The 14,667-nt window shown below is 41.4% G+C and carries 13 protein-coding genes and 1 pseudogene; 9 read left to right on the top strand and 5 right to left on the bottom strand.

Annotation, left to right across the window (positions count from 1 at the left end):
• The first annotated feature begins 11 nt into the window (after positions 1-11).
• The gene (locus BCM40_RS08780; protein ID WP_065526247.1) at positions 12-722 is read left to right on the top strand and encodes a class I SAM-dependent methyltransferase; all 711 of its coding nucleotides are present in this window, start codon (positions 12-14) and stop codon (positions 720-722) included.
• A gap of 94 nt (positions 723-816) precedes the next feature.
• On the opposite strand, the gene BCM40_RS16515 is transcribed toward BCM40_RS08780, so the two are convergent.
• From BCM40_RS16515 to fdhF, 5 genes and pseudogenes are all read right to left on the bottom strand, one after another.
• Positions 817-945 (bottom strand): YhfH family protein, encoded by a 129-nt coding sequence (locus BCM40_RS16515; protein ID WP_197681390.1) that lies wholly within the window; start codon positions 943-945, stop codon positions 817-819.
• Positions 946-1,020: 75 nt separating this feature from the next.
• Positions 1,021-2,313, bottom strand: a complete 1,293-nt coding sequence (aceA, locus tag BCM40_RS08775) for an isocitrate lyase (protein ID WP_065526248.1) — start codon at positions 2,311-2,313, stop codon at positions 1,021-1,023.
• Positions 2,314-3,451: 1,138 nt separating this feature from the next.
• A pseudogene (locus BCM40_RS08770) lies at positions 3,452-4,738 on the bottom strand (IS4 family transposase); the annotation flags it as partial.
• 421 nt (positions 4,739-5,159) lie between these two features.
• Positions 5,160-5,639 (bottom strand): helical membrane plugin domain-containing protein, encoded by a 480-nt coding sequence (locus tag BCM40_RS08765; protein WP_065526249.1) that lies wholly within the window; start codon positions 5,637-5,639, stop codon positions 5,160-5,162.
• 14 nt (positions 5,640-5,653) lie between these two features.
• Positions 5,654-8,581 carry a formate dehydrogenase subunit alpha gene (fdhF, locus tag BCM40_RS08760; protein ID WP_065526250.1) on the bottom strand — a complete coding sequence of 976 codons (2,928 nt, stop codon included), beginning with the start codon at positions 8,579-8,581 and terminating at the stop codon, positions 5,654-5,656.
• Between the two features lie 257 nt (positions 8,582-8,838).
• On the opposite strand from fdhF, the gene BCM40_RS08755 reads away from it, so the two are divergent.
• The 8 genes from BCM40_RS08755 (at position 8,839) to mobA (ending at position 14,665) form a co-directional block, all read left to right on the top strand.
• Entirely contained in the window at positions 8,839-9,222 is a 384-nt protein-coding gene (locus BCM40_RS08755) for a Na-translocating system protein MpsC family protein (RefSeq protein WP_065526251.1), read from the top strand.
• A complete protein-coding gene (gene fdhD, locus BCM40_RS08750) occupies positions 9,209-10,018 on the top strand; it encodes a formate dehydrogenase accessory sulfurtransferase FdhD (RefSeq protein ID WP_065526252.1) in 810 nt (269 codons plus the stop codon). The genes BCM40_RS08755 and fdhD overlap by 14 nt, the downstream gene beginning before the upstream one ends.
• Before the next feature lie 212 nt (positions 10,019-10,230).
• Positions 10,231-11,511 carry an L-lactate MFS transporter gene (locus tag BCM40_RS08745; protein WP_065526253.1) on the top strand — a complete coding sequence of 427 codons (1,281 nt, stop codon included), beginning with the start codon at positions 10,231-10,233 and terminating at the stop codon, positions 11,509-11,511.
• Between the two features lie 183 nt (positions 11,512-11,694).
• Positions 11,695-12,939 carry a molybdopterin molybdotransferase MoeA gene (locus tag BCM40_RS08740; RefSeq protein WP_065526254.1) on the top strand — a complete coding sequence of 415 codons (1,245 nt, stop codon included), beginning with the start codon at positions 11,695-11,697 and terminating at the stop codon, positions 12,937-12,939.
• Entirely contained in the window at positions 12,927-13,448 is a 522-nt protein-coding gene (gene mobB / locus BCM40_RS08735; RefSeq protein WP_065526255.1) for a molybdopterin-guanine dinucleotide biosynthesis protein B, read from the top strand. Before BCM40_RS08740 ends, mobB begins: the two co-directional genes overlap by 13 nt.
• Positions 13,435-13,875 (top strand): molybdenum cofactor biosynthesis protein MoaE, encoded by a 441-nt coding sequence (locus tag BCM40_RS08730; RefSeq protein WP_065526256.1) that lies wholly within the window; start codon positions 13,435-13,437, stop codon positions 13,873-13,875. The genes mobB and BCM40_RS08730 overlap by 14 nt, the downstream gene beginning before the upstream one ends.
• Positions 13,872-14,105: a molybdopterin converting factor subunit 1 gene (gene moaD, locus BCM40_RS08725; protein WP_065526257.1), complete on the top strand. Its 234-nt coding sequence runs from the start codon at positions 13,872-13,874 to the stop codon at positions 14,103-14,105. Before BCM40_RS08730 ends, moaD begins: the two co-directional genes overlap by 4 nt.
• Complete coding sequence (gene mobA, locus BCM40_RS08720; RefSeq protein WP_238323714.1) at positions 14,102-14,665, top strand: molybdenum cofactor guanylyltransferase; 564 nt, start codon at positions 14,102-14,104, stop codon at positions 14,663-14,665. Before moaD ends, mobA begins: the two co-directional genes overlap by 4 nt.
• Positions 14,666-14,667: the final 2 nt, after the last annotated feature.

Raw genomic sequence — 14,667 nt, 5'->3', positions numbered from 1 at the left:
GGGGAGAAAGTATGAAAAAGCAAGTTGTCGAAGTATTTAATGACCTAGCAGGCATCTATAAGCAAATGGGAAATGTCGATAATTTATACAATACACAATACGAAAGACCGGCAATGATGGGACTCATCCCACAAGAGTTGACCGGATTTCATATACTTGATGCAGGATGTTCTGCAGGTTGGTATTCTCAGCAATTTGCTCAAAGAGGTGCACAAATAACAGCAGTAGATATTAGTCCAGAAATGGTCAACCACACGCAAAAATTACTAGGAGAGAAAACCTCTGTAATTTGTTTAGATTTAGAAGAAACCTTACCTTTTCAAGATGAAACGTTTGATTTTGTAGTTAGTTCATTAACGTTACATTATTTAAAAGATTGGAGCGTAACATTCCAAGAACTTCACCGAGTATTAAAACCTGAAGGCAGCTTTCTTTTATCAATTCATCATCCACTAACAGATCTCAAACTATTAGATGACGTCGATTATTTTAGCACGGAGCTAATTGTGGATTCGTGGAACAAAGGAGGAAAGACGTACAATGTGCCTTTTTTCCGTAGATCTTTGGGAGAAGTTTTTGAGTCTCTACTTGCTCACTTTACAATCGAAAAAGTAATAGAACCAAAACCAACTGAGGTATTTAAAGAACTAGCACCGAAACAGTATGAGAAGCTATTAAAAAGTCCAAACTTCTTAATCTTAAAAGTTCGTAAAAGTAAGTAAGAAAAATGTTTCGTTACGCGTATACAAGTTCAAATTTTATTCTGCGAACCGAATTAAAAAACACAAGCCACTCAATTTCGAGTGGCTTGTGTTTTTATTCGTCTTTATTGCACATGCAGCGTTCGCATTCATAAATGATTGACTGTTGTTGTTCTTTGATTTCGCATCCGCACTCGCGGCATTCTTTCATTGTGCGTGTCTCATACATTTTATTCGTTTTCATAAGGATCTCCTCCAATAAGTTAGTTTTGGTTTTGAATGCCGTGGCTAAGGAATCATGCTAGTCAAATGATAAGTTTCACTTAGTTGTTGAGAACTGAGCTGTTTCGGTAGAACCTTTCATCGCGGTTGTTGAGCTGGTGCCACCAGAAACAATTTGTGAAATCTCGTCAAAGTAGCTTGTTCCGACTTCGCGTTGATGACGAGTGGCTGTGTAGCCTTTTGATTCGTTCGCAAACTCAGCTTGTTGAAGTTTTGAATATGCAGCCATTCCGTGATCTTTATAGTCATATGCTAGTTCGAACATGCTATGATTTAATGAATGGAATCCAGCTAGTGTAACGAATTGGAATTTATAACCCATTTTCCCAAGTTCAACTTGGAATTTTGCAATCGTTTCTTCATCAAGCTTCGCTTTCCAGTTGAAGGATGGCGAACAGTTATATGCAAGCAATTTACCAGGGAATTCTGCGTGAATTGCATCGGCAAACTGTTGTGCTTCTTCTAAGTTCGGGTGGGACGTTTCACACCATACTAGATCTGCATATGGCGCGTAAGCTAAGCCGCGTGCAATGGCTTGGTCAATGCCAGGGTTTGTGCGATAAAAACCTTCAGGTGTACGTTCACCTGTGATGAATTTATGGTCACGAGGATCGATATCGCTAGTGATTAAGTCAGCTGCATCGGCATCTGTCCGAGCGATGATTAATGTCGGAACTCCGAGTACATCTGCTGCCAATCGAGCTGAAACTAAATTTCTTACAGCGTTTTGAGTTGGTAACAATACTTTGCCACCCAAGTGTCCGCATTTTTTCTCGGATGCTAATTGGTCTTCAAAGTGAACACCAGCTGCTCCAGCTTCGATCATTGCTTTCATCAATTCGTAAACGTTTAGCGGTCCGCCAAATCCTGCTTCTGCATCCGCTACGATTGGTGCAAACCAATCAAATCCTTCTGTGCCTTCAACGCCGTCAATTTGATCCGCACGTTGAAGTGCTTGGTTAATTTTCTTTACCACATCGGGAACAGAGTTAACAGGGTACAAGCTTTGGTCAGGATACATTTGACCTGCAGAGTTAGCATCTGCAGCTACTTGCCAGCCGCTTAAGTAAATGGCTTTTAAGCCAGCTTTTACTTGTTGAACTGCCTGGTTACCAGTCAAAGCACCTAAAGCATTTACAAAATCCTCTTCGTGAATCGAGCGGAATAAACGTTCTGCGCCTCTTCTTGCTAAAGTATGCTCGATTTGAACAGAGCCGCGAAGCTTTACAACTTCCTCTGCTGTGTACATACGCTCAATGCCGTTCCAGCGACTATCATTTTCCCAGCTCTTATTCAGTTCTTCGATTTGTTGAAGTTTGTTTGCGACCATGTCATCCATCCCTTTCTGATTTGAAAAATTTAATGTAACAACTGTATTAATACAGTTTGTTTTCTTGTTAATTAATATATAACAGTAAGGGTGTTTTGTCATCAGAAATGGATAAAAGCGAATATATAATGACAAAAGCAGTTATCGAGCGATAAAGTCTCGTTTAAGAATGTTGGAGGAGGTTATAGGGGGGGGTGAGAAGTTGTTATTTACTAGAAATATCGAGAAAGTTTAATTTTATAAGGGTGAAATAGCAGTTTATTAGGCTAATTATTTAGTGAAATCGAGTTTGTTTGCAGAATAGAGTAATTTGTTTGCGGAATTCAAAAGCTAGTTTGCGGAATAGAGTAGTTTGTTTGCAGGATAAAATTCATTGTTTGCGCGATGTACACCTTTGTTTGCAAAATCTAAAAACACAGAATCCCCAACCGGAACTTACTACATACACAAGAAAAGAATGACGTTTTTATTTCAGTTCCTTCTATATAATAGAGCGTTTTTAAAATTTTAGAAATCTACCGTAAGTAAGTTACCTTTACACAATAAAAAAACAGTTGCGGAGTACCCGCAACTGTTCAGCTTGTAGACAAAAGAATTATTATGTTAGTTAACGAATGTATTATTCATCTCATCCTATATACTGGATCCTTCGCTCCATGCGGACGCTTTCCGCGGACGAAGTGCTGAGCCTCCTCGTCGCAAGCTCCTGCGGGGTCTCATCACTCCGTTTTTCCGCAGGAAAGTCAGTGACCGAAGGGACTTCGGGCAGTGGCTTTGCGACGAAGCTAGCGCAGCGATGCAGGAGCATATCTTTGCCCTTCGCCGCATTGCGCTTCGGATCCTTGTGTGATTACTCATTAATTCTCTTGAAAAGTGGAATCACTGGTTACTCTCTCTAATTAGAGCAATATGCTAACAACCGTTCTGGCCACGAAGACCATGCGCGTCAACTTAAGCTGTTTCTTAAAGCTATATTTCCGAGTAAGTGAAAATTTCACACCTTTTCTATCCTTCGTTCAAAAGAGGTTTTATCTTTTTTCGAACGGGGGATAGTATGACTAATAACGCTGAACTTGAGGGCGCGACAAATAAACATTCTCATTTCCCCAAATTTTGAGTGTCTATCTGTCTTTTAGGCCTATAGCCAGTTGATCGGACCGGGTTTCCAGACTTTCTTCCGACCAATGGCGTTCAGGGTTAGCTCGATTTTTTGATGGATGCATTGCCAATCCGTTCCGTCACGGATGCGCCAATGCATCCCTATTTTTTTGGAAATTTCGTGGATGGCAATCTGTTCGCTTAACACAAAATGCCGCTCTTTCCAGAAACGGACCCGTAATTGATAGGCAACCAACGTACTGAGAAGTAACAGGATCAATTCTGCATAGATATGACATTCCCAACGAGCTTGTTTCATGCAGCGAAACTGATCCAGTTTCAGGTTGCTCTTCCAGGAGCGAAAGAGGAGTTCGATTTGCCAACGATACCGGTAGAGCGCAACGATTTCTTCTGTGGGAACCTTGTCTGGAAGGTTCGTCACTAACATGGATACGCCCACTAAATCTAGCGATTTTTGTTTAATGGTACCGTGTTTGGTCTGGTCACGGCGTTTCACTCGATAGGCTTGGGGTCGCTGTTCGGCCGCTGTCATTCGATAAAGCACGAGACGACAGGGCAACTTCTTATGCCTGCCCAGATAGACCCGTGGGTAATTGCGTATTTCTCCTGGGTGAAGTGTCTTCATTTCTTCTTTTATAAAAAGTTGCTCATATGCAGACCTTTCCACCATTTTTCCATTTGGGTGGTAGCGAGGCGTTGGATGGTCGATATAAAACATCGTATCGGTCCGGGCTCGGCTAACATAAAAAGCATGTTCCTCATTGATTTGTTCAAACGTGGTGTATTGATAATACCCAAGGTCTTGTAAAAACAAGTCCCCCTTCCGTATCGTGGCCAACCGCTCGCGACCAGCTGGACAATCTGCAGCTTTTGCGGGTTGAATCTTCACATACTGAAACTGACCGGTGAGGTAGTCAACTTCAACTTGAAATTTGACGCCTGCCCCCACCGAACTAGGATAGTCGCTCTGGCAATTAGACGAAAGCGCGACTGTTGTGCCATCCAGTATCCGGATGCGATTGAAGGGAAGCGTGGTTGCCAATTGAATGCCCGGTAGGGGCAAGCTTTTTTGGAGCTCAAACAAGGCAAAAAACACCTCTTGTAAAAAAAGAACCGTGTGTTCATTCAAACGCTTGTTCAATGCCTCTTTGGATAGCGGGACCTGATGAATAGCCAAGTCCGAACAGAGTTCGGATAAGGAATGGTCACTGAGAGTTCCGGGAGATGAAAACAGGAGCTTCATAAAAGAACTGACAGTCAACTTCCGTTTTCTCTGGACAAATTGAGTTGCTTTAGCGAGAGCTTCAAGGTTTCCTGGGTGATAGAAACTGGAACAATCGCGTCAGATGGTAAGTTGCATGGTTCCGTTTCATAAAAAAACGCCTCCTTTAATTGATGGTATTCTTCTTTACCATCAATTAAAGGAGGCTAATCACCTGATATTTCTTAAGTTGACGCGCATGGCCACGAAGACTCCTATGGGACAGCGAAAGCTGAAGACCCCGCAGGAATAGCATTGGCCGAAGCCTGCGAGGACAAGCTTTTGCGACGAAGTTAGCGCAGCGATGCAGGAGCATGGGTTTTCAGTGACGAGGAGGCTGAAGCTGAGCCCATGGAAAGCGCAGTGGCCAGAACGGTTGTGGTTATACACAACTATACATTTTCAATAGACTTTGTCTACAGTCTGAACAGTTGCGGAGTACCCGCAACTGTTTTTAACAAACTACTTATTTACCTAATTCTTTTCCCATTCCTCGTAAAAAATTAAGGCCGAACTTTATGGTCCGGTTAATATCAGGATCACGTAAAGCTTTAACAAGTTGAAACACACCAATTTTCTTGCCATTTTGATTTTGTTCTTCAGCTTCTTTCAACCCTTTAACTGCACTTGTTGCCAATCGGCCTGTTGACTCCGGATTGATCGCAGTTAATGCACCAGCAGCACTCATCATATTGTTGATAAGGTTTGTCACCGGTTCACGCGTAGCTTGTTCCATGACCACTTCGGCAATGCCTTCTTTGGCTTTGACCATCGCGAGCACAGCATCCAAAACACCGGCATCATCTAAATCGCCTGCAATAGCTAATAACTTATTAAGCGCCTCGTTTTGTTCAGCAATCAACGTTTCCAATTCATAAAGCTTTTGCTGACGGATTTCTTCAGAGGTCCATTCTTTTTTCTTGATCTGTGTTATCGGACTTGCCATAGGACATCACCTTTCTATCGTTGATCTGTCAAATGCACATAGCCATCACGTGCCCATTTTCGTTCGACTTCAATGCCTGATTGTGGCGTGCGTTTTTTGTCACGCGGATTTGATTTTGGTAGCGGACGTTTGACGTGATCTTTTAATACTTCCATACGAACTTTCGTTTGCTTATAAGCAGGTGTATTTGTTCGTTGGTCAACAGCTGGTCCGGTTAAGAAATTGATGGCTGTTTCTTTTTTCGTTGAGTTCATTGGCAAGAACAGCTCATTGTCTTTCACACGATCTGTTACAATGACCGGTAATTTTAATGCGCCATATGGTGAGACAAGACGTACGGTCGAACCATCTTCAAGTCCACGTTCTTTTGCAAGTTTTGGTGACACTTCGACGAAAGTCTCTGGTAATTTAGAAAGAATGCCTTTTGATTTGTCGGTCATATTGCCTTCGTGGAAATGTTCCAATAAACGACCATTGTTAATGTGTAAATCATATTCTTGAGGGAAGACAACAGGCTCAACCCAATCAGATAACGCAAACCGTGCTTTTTTGTCTGGGAAGTTAAAGCCATCTACATATAGAAGAGGTGTACTTTCGCCTTCTAAACTGCCCCATAAGAAACTGTCCCAACCTTCCATATTTGTGTAATCTGCTTTTGCAAATAGGGGAGATAGGCTTGCCATTTCAGCAAAAATTTCGCTTGGGTGACTATAATTCCAACCAGCACCGAGACGGTTCGCAATTTCTTGAACAATCCACCAATCTGCTTTCGATTGTCCGAGTTCTGGTAAGGCTTTATACAAACGTTGAACACGACGCTCTGTATTAGTAAACGTACCATCTTTTTCAAGTGACGGTGATGCCGGCAAAATAACATCTGCATATTGTGCTGTGCGTGAGAAGAAGATATCTTGCACAACGAAAAAGTCGAGCTTCGATAAAACATCATCAACGTGATTAGCATTAGAGTCAACTAAAGCCATATCTTCACCAACAACGTACATCGCTTTCATGATGCCTTCATCCACTGCTTGTAGCATTTGAATATTGTCCATGCCTGGCTTGTCATCAATTTTCACGCCGTAAGCTTGCTCGAATTTTTGACGTGCATTGTCGTCAGTGATGTGTTGGTATCCTGGCAACCAACCTGGAAGTGAGCCCATATCGCAAGCACCTTGTACGTTGTTATGACCACGAAGTGGATACGCACCAGCACCAGGGCGACGGTAATTTCCTGTTGCTAATAATAAGTTAGAAATAGCAGCAGACGTATCAGATCCACCTGTGTTTTGTGTAACGCCCATGCCCCAAAGAATACATGTGCCATCAGCATCACGAATCATTTCTGCAGTACGGATAATCGTTTCTTTTGAAACGCCACTGCGTTTTTCAGCATACTCTAGCGTGTACTGAGCCAATACTTCTTTAAACTCGTTAAAGTAATTGACGTTTTCATCGACAAATTGCTGATCGTGCCAGCCTTGATCGATCATGTATTTTGTGACAGCCATTAACCACACTTGGTCAGTGCCTTGTTTAGGGGTAATGAACAGGTCAGAGCGTTCAGCCATTTCGTTTTTACGCATATCGGCAACGATCAATTTTTGATCGTGCAATTTATGAGCGCTTTTTACACGGGTTGCTAGAACGGGGTGACCTTCAGCAGGATTTGCCCCTACAATAATCACGAGCCCGGCGCTGCCAATGTCTTTAATCGTACCCGCATCTCCGCCCATCCCGACTGTACGGAACAATCCATCTGTTGCAGGAGATTGGCAATAACGTGAACAGTTGTCGACGTTATTTGTTTCAAACACTTGGCGGCTTAGTTTTTGGATTACATAATTGTCTTCGTTCGTAATTTTTGAAGAAGAAATAACACCAATGGAGTCTTTACCGTTTTGTTCTTTTATCGCTTTGAATTTAGAAGCCACAAGGTCAAGCGCTTCTTCCCAGCTAGCTTCAACAAACTCGCCATCTTTACGGATTAAAGGAGTTGTGATGCGTTCTTCGCTGTTGACGAAATCCCACCCAAATTTACCTTTAACACAAGTCGAGATTTGATTGGCAGGTGCTTCTGAAACGGGCTGGATCTTCAAAATTTTACGATCTTTTGTCCACACTTCAAACGAACAACCAACACCGCAGAACGTACAAACTGTTTTGGTTTTTTTCGTACGTGTTTCACGCATTTTCGCTTCTGCATCAGAAACAGCCATGATTCCGCTATAGCCTGGTTCTACATCTTTTACCAAATCAATCATCGGGCTAAGAACTTTTTCGGGGATCGCAGTCATAAAGCCAGCTTCACCGAGCATAGACGTTTCCATTAGCGCATTACATGGACAAGCCGTAACACATTGACCACAGCTAACACAAGAAGAGTCATTGATTTTTGCGCCACCGTCCCAAAGAACAATCGGACGATCACGTGACCAATCCATTGTTAAGGTTTCGTTAACTTGTAAGTTCTGACAAACTTCAACACATTGGCCACATGCGATACATTGATTTGGGTCATATCGGTAAAAAGGATTCGTCAAATCAACTTCATCCACTGTACACTTTGGTTCGTACGGATATTTTTGATGTTCAATTTCCATCAAGTCGACTGTGTTATGAACTTTACAATTGCCGTTGTTATTGTCGCAAACGGTACAATAAAGCAAATGATTTTCAAGAATGCGGTCCATCGCTTCAGTTTGAGCTTCTTTTGCACGTGGTGAAGCAAGTTGAACATCCATACCGGCTACAGCTTTTGTTGAACACGAGCGAACAAGTTTGCCATCAACTTCAACGATGCAGGTGTCACAAGTTTCAATCGGCTCTAGTTCGGGCATATAACAAATTTGAGGGTGAAGAATTTTCTGTTCGTTCAGCACTTGTAAAATGGTTTTACCTTGTTCAAAATCAGTAAGGGTGCCGTTAATTTTTATCGACATGCAAAATCCTCCTTTTTGATATAAAAAAATCCACTATGAAAAACACACTTGACAAGTGCATCTGTTTCATAGTGGAATAGTGTCTTAACAGGACTTGTTAAATGACCAATCCAAAATTATAAAGTGAATTGAAAGCGCTGTCGCAATAACTTACGGCAGTACCTACATATGCTATTATTATAAACAGTAAAAATATCTTATACAACTAAAATATTCACTATTCAATAAATAATCCGGACGATAGGGAGAAGAAGCATATGTCTAAACAAATCCATGAATTTAATGACATCATTCGGAAATTACGAAAAAGTTTATTTGGCAAAGGTCCAGATCGAATCCACACAGTATTTGTTAACGACATGGCAATTTCAACTTTGTATGGAAACCTTAGCCCTTCCGAACAATTTATCGCGAGAACTCCCGAAGGAAAAGAGATGGTTCACGCCGCACGGACGCGCATGATTCAAAGTGTTTATGCATCCGCTGCACCTGAAGGTATGGAAAAAATAGTGAAAGCAAAGTTTGTCCATTTGTTTTCAGATATCAAAATAGAAGATGATATCGCTGTGTCTGTATTTCTTTTCGACAGGCCAATAGATCAATCAGGGCAGACAGGAGAGAACATCGATGAAACAAGATAAAGTACGTAAAATCATTCGCTTTGAAAAAGGTGCTTTTATCGAAAAAGAAGATCGTGTCGTTGTTGAGCAGCCGGCCACCATCAAAATAAATGGCAAAGAATTTATCACAATTGTTTGTTCTCCCGACAAAATGGAAGAGATGGCTATAGGGTTTTTAGTTTCTGAGCGAATCATCCCTAATTTTAAAGACATCCAAGACATTCGAGTAGAAGAAAAAACAGGCACCGTGCACATCACTGCTAAAAAAGTGTACCCGTTTTTTGAGCAATTACAGAACAAGCGATTTATTAGTTCTTGCTGCGGAATGAGTCGTCAAGGATTTGTTTTTGCACATGATGCGATGATTGCGAAAAAAATGACCGAAGTCCGGGTAACATTAACACCAGAAAACTGTTTTCAACTTATGAAAGAGATGGGTGAGTCAGCAGAAATGTTTAAGCAAACAGGTGGCGTGCATAATGCGGCACTTTGCGATGCGAATGGCATCATCGTTTCTCGGATGGATATTGGGAGACATAACGCACTGGACAAAATATATGGGTATTGCTTAATGAATGATATTGACATTCGCGACAAAGTGATCGTTTTTAGCGGACGAATTTCTTCAGAGATTTTGATGAAAGTAGCAAAAATCGGTTGCGAAATTGTGCTGTCAAAATCTGCACCAACAGAACTAGCTTTAACATTAGCTGAAGACTTAGGGATTACAGCAATTGGTTTTATCCGTGGGAATTCATTTAACTTGTATACACATCCTGAACGAATTGTTGGTGAAAAACCGAAAGAAGTTTTTTGAAAAAAATCTGGTGACAAATAAAAAGAAGGATGCTATGATTCTAATCGTCTTATTATTCAAAAATTAATCACACGTACAAATAAAAGGTTAGCTGTAGTTATACAGCTTTTTTTCTTTGAAAATTCCCCTCGTCACTAAGGAAAACTAATGATGTTTCTTTTGAAAAATCATTTTATATAGTTATAAACAATTTCATCAGGAGGTCAAAGAAAATGAAAAAGAAACCGAAAAACAGATGGTTGATTGCATTATCTGCAGTGGGGATTCATATATCGATCGGGTCAGTTTATGCATGGAGCAATTTCACAAATCCTTTAATCGATCAATTTGGCTGGACAACGAGTCAAGTGCAATTGACATTTAGTATTGCCATCTTGTTTTTGGGGTTATCTGCTGCTTTTTTTGGGAGTTTTGTTGAAAAATATGGTCCTCGTAAAGCGGGACTAGTTGCAGCTATGTTTTTTGGTACTGGAATTATTGGGTCAGGTTTTGCTGTAAGCGCTTCCTCATTGCCGCTACTGTATGTATTTTATGGAGCGCTTGGCGGAATTGGATTAGGTATCGGTTATATTGCCCCGGTTTCAACACTGGTGAAATGGTTTCCTGACCGTCGCGGTCTAGCTACGGGACTTGCGATTATGGGCTTTGGGTTTGCAGCTGCGATTAGCAGTCCGATTATGGAGCAACTCATTACAACTGTAGGAGTAGAACAAACCTTTTATATTTTAGGGGCTGCTTATTTACTCATCATGTTGTTATCGTCGTTATATCTCGAAAAACCACCAGAAGGATGGTCACCAGCTGGATTTGAAGAAAAACTTAATAGCGGAAAAGCGGAACGAAAAGTTGATTTGTCACAACTAACTGCGAATCAAGCAATTAAAACAAAACGATTTTATTATTTATGGGTTATGTTATTTATTAACGTGACATGCGGGATCGCGATTTTATCAGCTGCCAAACCAATGGCAATTGACAGCATCGGGATGACGACCGTCCAAGCAGCAGCATTAGTTGGGGTTCTTGGTATTTTCAATGGTCTTGGCCGCCTTGGTTGGGCTACAATTTCTGATTATATTGGCCGCCCAAATACGTATACGGCATTTTTTGCTATTCAAATTGTGCTTTTTGCATTCTTGCCATTTACAACAAATGCGATATTCTTCCAAATTATGCTAGCAATCATTTACACTTGCTATGGTGGCGGATTTGCATCGATTCCAGCGTATATTGCTGATATATTCGGCACAAAACAGCTTGGTGCGATTCATGGATATATTTTGACAGCTTGGGCCGCAGCTGGCCTTGCAGGACCATTATTTGCAGCTTACATGAAAGACAAAACAGGAAGTTATGAAGGCAGTCTGATGTTCTTTGCAGGTCTGTTTGTTGTCGCGCTTGTGATATCTCTTGTAATTCGCCTTGATATTCGTAGACTTCGAGCTAAAAACGCAGAGGCAATACCTGCTAATGCGGAAGTTGTTAGTGACTGAGTAAACGGAAAACCTTGAAAGGTTCAATTTTCAAGGTTTTTTCTTTTATCGGAAAATGCTTGTTTGACAGGCATTAGCTGTTTGTATAAGTTTAGTACGATAAGAAATTTACAAAAATGCAGAAAATACATAATCAGTAAAACACAATAGAAACATAGTTTTCTTTAGAGGAGCTGAAGTAAAATGGTCGAAAAACGGACGCCGCTAGCTGTTGCAGAAGCGGTAAAGAAAGTAGTAGAACAGGCTGTACCAAGTGGTGCTGAAACAGTGAATTTAGAAGAAAGTTATGGTCGTATTCTAGCAGAACCGATTGTTGCTTCGAGCGATGTGCCGCCTTTCGACCGTTCACCTTATGATGGGTTTGCTATTCGTTCCATAGATTCTGAAGGGGCATCGGGTGACAACCGGATTGCATTTAAAGTCATTGATCATATAGGAGCAGGAGAAGTTTCAGTAAAAAAACTGGAAGCATTTGAGGCTATACGTATTATGACAGGAGCACAGCTTCCTAAGGGGGCAGATGCGGTTGTGATGTTTGAACAAACAAAAGAAGTGGAGGACGGCATTACCATTCGAAAACCATTTCTACCTCTAGAAAACGTTTCTTTGCAAGGTGAGGATCTTCAGAAAGATGAAATCGTAATCGACAGTGGAAGTTTTATCAACCCAGGAACTGTGGCATTGCTCGCAACTTTTGGTTATTCACAAGTTCTTGTAGCGAAAAAGCCCGTAGTGGGTATTCTTTCTACAGGGACCGAATTGTTATCAGTTGAAGATGATTTAGTGCCGGGCAAAATCCGCAATAGCAATGGCCCAATGATTGTAGCTCAGTTAAAGCGGATGGGCTTAACTTGTGAAATGTATGGCATGTCCGTTGATAATTTAGATGAAAGTTATCGGGTCGTAAAAAAAGCGGCTGAAGAAACGGATTGTCTAATTACGACAGGCGGTGTTTCTGTCGGAGATTTTGATTTTCTTCCAGCTATTTACGAAAAACTTGGTGCACAAGTATTGTTTAATAAAGTCGCCATGCGTCCAGGCAGTGTAACAACAGTCGCAGTGGCAAATGGTCGGTATTTATTCGGCTTATCAGGCAATCCATCTGCTTGTTTTACAGGATTTGAATTGTTTGTCCGTCCCGCACTTTTAAACATGATGGGTGCTCAAAAATTATATATGCCACATACTACAGCCACACTTGGAGAAGATTTTACAAAAGCCAATCCGTTTACTCGATTTGTTCGAGCCATTTATGATGGACAAATGGTGTCGCCGGCCGGCTTCAACAAATCCAATGCGGTGTCTTCTATCGCGCGTGGCAATGCCTTAATTGTCTTGCCGGGCGGTTCGCGAGGCTACGAAGCAGGAGATACTGTGGACGTTTTACTCCTCGGTTCAGAAGAAGGGGCGGCTAGGTGGCAACTGTGAAAGTATTGCAAATAGTGGGGTATAAAAATAGCGGCAAAACAACAGTAACTTTGCAATTGCTTAAACTTGCAAAAAGTAGAGGGAAAATTATCTCTACAATCAAGCATCACGGGCATGGCGGTGCACTCAATATGCCTGACGCTAACACGGATAGCATGCAACATTTTGATCAAGGCGCAGAATGTTCGATTGCTTACGGTAATGGAGTTATTCAAATGCATCAGCGCAGTGAGGATGCGACTTTAGAAGATTTAATTGCACTTGCTGGACATGAAAATCCCGATTTTATTTTAGTAGAGGGTTTTAAAGAAGCACAGTATGAAAAAATCGTTTTACTCCATTCTGAAGATGATTGGATAACACTTCAAAAGCTCGAACATATTCAATTAGTGGTTTCTCCAAAAGTAGTAGAACTGGACAATGTGCGTATGATTCTGCAAAATGACAGTAAGCAATTAGCGAATTGGTTTATCAATTGGATGGATGGTGATAGTCATGAAAGCGTTTGAAATCGTAACAACCCATATCAATCCTCAACTTTATGCAGATTTTGTTTTACGACCAGAAGCAGGAGCAGTTACTTTGTTTACAGGACATGTTCGTGAGTGGACAAAAGGTGTGCGGACCATGTATTTATCATACGATGCTTATGTACCTATGGCTGAGAAAAAACTAGCTCAGATTGGCGAGGAAATAGAGCAGCGTTGGGAAGGAACAAAAGTGGCAATAGCCCATCGCATTGGCGAGTTACAAATAAGTGACATTGCGGTAGTAATCGCAGTTTCATCTCCTCATAGAAAATCGGCATATGAAGCAAATGAATATGCCATTGAACGAATTAAAGAAATTGTGCCAATTTGGAAAAAAGAAATTTGGGAAGACGGAGAAGAGTGGATTGGCGACCAAAAGAAAAAACCAGAAGGGGAATCAGTATGATCAGCTTACGATATTTTGCCGGACTTAAAGAACAAACCGGTACCTCTGAAGAACAAGTGGACATGGCAGGAAAAACGGTTGAAGAATTATGGCAATGGGCGACTGAGAAATACCCGGAATTTCTCAGTGGTGCAGCCCGTTTAGCTGTGAACGAAGAATATGCGTTGCCAACAGATGTGTTAGCGCCTGGAGATGTTGTCGCTTTTATCCCGCCGGTAAGCGGAGGGTGACTTTGACTGTCGGAATATTACTCGCAGGCGGCTTGTCTCGACGGTTCGGCTCCCCTAAAGCATTCGCTAAAATAAAAGGAGAGTATTTTTACGAATGTGCATACCGCGCATTAGCTGGAGTGTGTGATCGCATTGTTATTGTATCCAGACCAGAATTGGTATCGCGTTTTCCGTCAAACTATGACGTCATTACAGATGAAGAATGGATCAAAGGAAAAGGTCCGCTAGCTGGAATTTACTCAGGTATGGCTGCTATACAGGCAGAAAAATACGTAGTGTTGCCATGTGATATGCCTTTTATCGGACCAGTAGAAACAAAAAAACTTCTTGCTTTAGCAGATACGTCTACTGATATAACAGCTGTTTTGAACCACGCCGAAAAAATTCCCTTATTTAGCATTTGGGATGGTCACATTAAAAATCAGTTGAAAAATGAACTGGAAAACGGACAATTGCGAGTTATGAAGTTTATGGAGAAAGTCACAACTAGATGGATTGATGCATCAGCTATCCATGAAGATCAACTTGTTTTCCGTAATCTAAATCACCCGGATGATTAAAA

Origin of the sequence: Planococcus donghaensis (assembly GCF_001687665.2) — a bacterium.
Lineage (GTDB): Bacteria > Bacillota > Bacilli > Bacillales_A > Planococcaceae > Planococcus > Planococcus donghaensis.
Note: the sequence above shows the minus strand (reverse complement) of the source record. Positions and strands in the feature narration are given on the sequence as shown.